This is a genomic window from Rugamonas violacea (genome assembly GCF_016461825.1).
In the GTDB taxonomy this organism is placed as follows: domain Bacteria; phylum Pseudomonadota; class Gammaproteobacteria; order Burkholderiales; family Burkholderiaceae_D; genus Rugamonas.
Genome location: NZ_JAEMNU010000046.1, coordinates 1 through 4,019, shown reverse-complemented (window position 1 = coordinate 4,019; position 4,019 = coordinate 1). Strand labels below are relative to the sequence as shown.

Annotated in this window: 3 protein-coding genes; all 3 read right to left on the bottom strand. The window is 57.8% G+C overall.

Translation table 11 applies throughout. The annotated features are described in order from the left end of the window. On the bottom strand, positions 1-1,350 hold a 1,350-nt coding region (locus tag H7U20_RS10080), incomplete at its 3' end, for a hemagglutinin repeat-containing protein (RefSeq protein WP_199759027.1). 160 nt (positions 1,351-1,510) lie between these two features. Further along, positions 1,511-1,861, bottom strand: coding sequence for a hypothetical protein (locus H7U20_RS10075; protein ID WP_199759026.1), 351 nt, complete (start codon positions 1,859-1,861; stop codon positions 1,511-1,513). A gap of 1 nt (position 1,862) precedes the next feature. Further along, on the bottom strand, positions 1,863-4,019 hold a 2,157-nt coding region (locus tag H7U20_RS10070; protein WP_304621720.1), incomplete at its 5' end, for a deaminase domain-containing protein.

The following is a 4,019-nucleotide window of genomic DNA, read 5'->3' as shown; positions in this document are numbered from 1 at the left end:
GTGCTTGCCGTCGGTGGTGGTCTTGACGTTGCCGTAGGCCGGCTGGAAGTTGCTGCCGATCGAGCCGGACTTCTTGCTGCTGGTGGCGTAGTCCCCCGTGTCGCGGTCGGCCGCGCTGACGATGCTCAGGTCGCCCTTGGCGGCGATGCTGACCTTCTGGTCGGCCACCACCGTGCTGGCCTTGACCAGCGTGTCGCGTCCGCTGGTGGCCGTTACGCTCCCGCCGCTGAGCACGCTGCCGATCTGCCGCACCGTGTCGCCGTTGCCGCTCTTGTCGTCCTGGCTCTTGCTGTGGCCGACGCCGGTCGTCAGGTTCAGGCTGAAACCGCTCTGCTTGACTTCCGAGCTGTGCCGCTCGCTGCCGCTCTGCTCGGCGCTGAGCACGCTCAGGTCGCGCTCGGCGGCCAAGGTCAGCGCATCGCTGGCCGTCAGTTGGCTGGCGACGACGACGATGTCGCGCCCGGCCCGCACGGTCACGTCGGCGCCCGTCACGCTGCCGCCCACCACGTGGCTGCTCGCGCTGTAATCGGCGCTGTCGCTGCTGCCCTTTTTGAACGTGCTCTTCCACTCGCGGTGGCTGGCCGTGTCCGACAGGTGCTCCTCCCGCAGTTGCTTGATGGCGACGTCGCCCGTCGCCGTCAACTCGACCTTGCCGCCGCCGGCCACGCCGCTGGCGACCAGGCTCAAGGCGCCGGTCTCCTTGCCGCCGGCCTTCAGCGTCAGGTCGCCGCCGGCGGAGACGGCGGCGCCGACCACCGTTTCGTCGCGGTGCACCACCTTGTCGTACATCTTGCTGCGCGGATCGTTGCTGACGTCGACGTTGACCTCGTTCTTGACGGCCGTCACGCTCAGCGCGCGGCCGGCCTCAAGTATGCCTTTGCCGCCGGCCGCCACTTGCGCGCCGCTCAGCGCCAGGTCGCGGCCGGCCGTCATGGCCAGGTCGCCGCTGGTGGCGAGCTGGCTCAGCTGGTGGGTGACGCTGTTGTCCTGCTCGGTGAAGCCCTGCACCTGCGACTGATAGGTGCTACCGGTCCGCACGGTGTTGAAGGCGATGTCGCGGCCGGCCGTGACGGTGGCGCTGGCGGCGCCGATGACGCCGCCCGTGTCGACGATGTCGCGCTTGGCGTCGAGCGTCAGCGCGCCCGTGGCGACGATGCCGGCCTGGTTCGACAGCGAGGTGTAACCGCCGCCGTTGACGGCGCCCGGACTGACACCGCTGTACTCCTGTTTGATGCTCAAGGTCTGGTTGACGATGTCGCCCTCGCTGGTGCTGATGCTGACGCCGGTGACCAACGCGCCGCCGGGCTTGACGGCGCCGGCGCCGGCGTGGGCCAGGTAGACCTTGGGCACCAGCACAGTTTCGGTGGTGCCAAGTCGATGAGATCAAAAGTCGATCCCTCTATCTTCTGAACGCACCAAAGAGTACCTCCCAACTATCTTTCTTACAAATAGACAGACATCGCTTTCTCTTTCACAATAGCCTTTCCCGCCTTGTCTATCTCGGTCTTTTTCAGACCAATTTAAGAATTTTTAGATCACATAAAAATTCCCCAGCTTCGTCCGCTGGCAAACTAAGCATAAATTCATCCAACTCAATACCCGGCATTAACATTGCTATTTTTTCACGGCGACACTGTTCAAACTTAGGAAGTCGTTTAGATGCTAAAACTAAAGAAAGTACTTCAAGCATCAAATTTTCAATCGGCATTAAAAATGCATCACAATATTGCTCATATGCATAACCAAGCTCATGCTCTCCTTCATCCCATTTATGGCCATGAAACAATTTCATTTGACAATAACCATAGTAACATTCAAGCAGCCATGCACGAATTTCGCTATAAGTAACCCGCTCAAGCATTTCATTTCCCCTTCTTAGGTGGCCGTAGAACAACGCCATTATTATCAAAAATATTTAAAGTAATATTTGGGTATCTCACTCGAAATAAGTCAATCACACTAGAACAACTTGGACAAGGTGGTCGCTCCGTGAGTAAATTAATTTTACCACGAATAGAAAAATTATCGCCCAACTGAATGGCAATATTATTTAGTATCTTCGCCTCTGAATCTATTGCACGATCAACAAGGACATCTCCAGTGGAAATCGGTACGGAGAAACTCGGAAAAGTTTCAGGAACTCTCCCAACAAAACCATTACTAAATTGATTAGCTGTCGGGGTCTCAATTTTACTACTGGCTGCCATGCGACTTGGTAGGCCAGAAATTTCAATTTGAGCGAGCCCCATATTTCCTCCGTTTCTTGCGCTAGATGGCAACGATAAACGCATGTCCTTTAACTCCTGAATTATTGAAATAACATTTAATCTCTCCTCTAGCATTACTTTAGCCACAACCCGAGATGAAGAGCTTAACAATATTTCTGCCACTGCCTTATCCATTTCAGAAATCGATTGAGCTGCCCCTTTCGCAATCTCATTTTGGGTAATACCAGCTTTCAATTGATTAATTTGCCGGTCGATAACATTGATACTACCTGGATCATCCTGATATAAAACTGATGCTTTTTCCAATAAATCTATTGCAGCAGCAATAGCGTCAAATTTGCTACCGCAGTTATCTCCACAAGGCTTCCCCAAATAATCAATCGCTTTGGTAACCGCTCTACTCGCGCTTTCTCCAGGCGTTTTTTGGCCAAATCGCGCTGCCATTTCCGGGCTCCAAGAACCGTCGGTATTTCCGCTCAAGAATGGACTGGTACGCTCGGCAGCTGTTGCGAAAAATAGCCCTGCTGTTTTATTCTCCGATATATACTGCAATGCGGATACATCACTCTTCCCGCCTTTTTGCGCCGCATTGTCCACGATCGCGTAACCAGCGGATAACAGTCGCTGGTATGCATCTTCAGCTGAGATGCTTTCCCCCATTTTGTCCGCTAGGTATTGCTGATACTTCTTAGCATTGTCTTTTGCCCACTTGCGTTCGTTCGGATGCAACTGCCGATTATTGGTATCCGTCCCGAGCGCCGCCGCCGCACCGGCACCGCCACCCGCAACCGCCCCGATGCTCAGCGACGTCGCCTCCGCCAACCCTTGCGCCAGCATCTTTGCCGCGTCGGCGCTCAGCCCTTGCTGCCGCAAAGCCAGCTCGACTTCATCTTGCATGGTGTTCAGCAACTTGGCGCCGCTCGCCACCGCGGCCGATCCGGCCGCGCCAGCCAGGCCACCGGTCAGTCCACCACTCACCGCGTGCAAGGCGACGCGGTAAACACCACCCTCGCCCCACTTGTTGGCTTCCTCCTCAGTGCCGCCCTGGGCCAGGATGGCCGCCCGCTGCTCGTCGGCGAACTTGGCGATCTGCTTCGGCGCCTGCCTGCTGAATTCCTGCGTAATGGCGATCTGCGCGTCGACTTCCTTCTGCAACTGCTTCGCGTCCCAATCCTTGGCCAACACGCCGGACTGGCTCGCGGCGTTTTCGGTCGTCACGTCGGTCGCGATGCCGGCCAGCACGGCGGCGACATCCTTGCCGCTGGCCGCTTGTCGGGCCTGGTCCGTGATGAGGATCACGCCGCCGCTGATGCCGCTGCGCGTCACGCTGCTCTGGCTGCCGCTGTCCGAACCAAAGCCGCCGCCGGCGCCGGGAACTTTTTTACTGTCCCTGGCATCCGCCTGCTTTCCCTCCTTTGCGCCGCTCTGGTCGCCCAGATTGCCGCTGACCGAACCGGACAGGGCAAAGCCGCTGGCGTCATGCTCGTCCTTGTTGTGCAACTCGCTGGCCGTCAGGCTGGCCGTCAGCAGGCCGTTCAGGCCCCGCTCGATGGCCGCCTGACTGCTGCTCAACACGCCGCCCTTCAAATCGGTGTTGCCGCCGACGGAAACCTGAAAGCCGCCGTCGCCGGCCTTGATGCCGCTCTGTTCGATCACCGAGAGGAAGTCACCCTTGATCTTGGACTGGGCCACGTTCAACCCAGCCGTGCTGGCGCCGTAGCAGACCGGTGGAATGCACAGGCTGACGTTGAAGCCGGCGCTGGTCTGCTTGCTGTCGAACTTGCTGCTGTC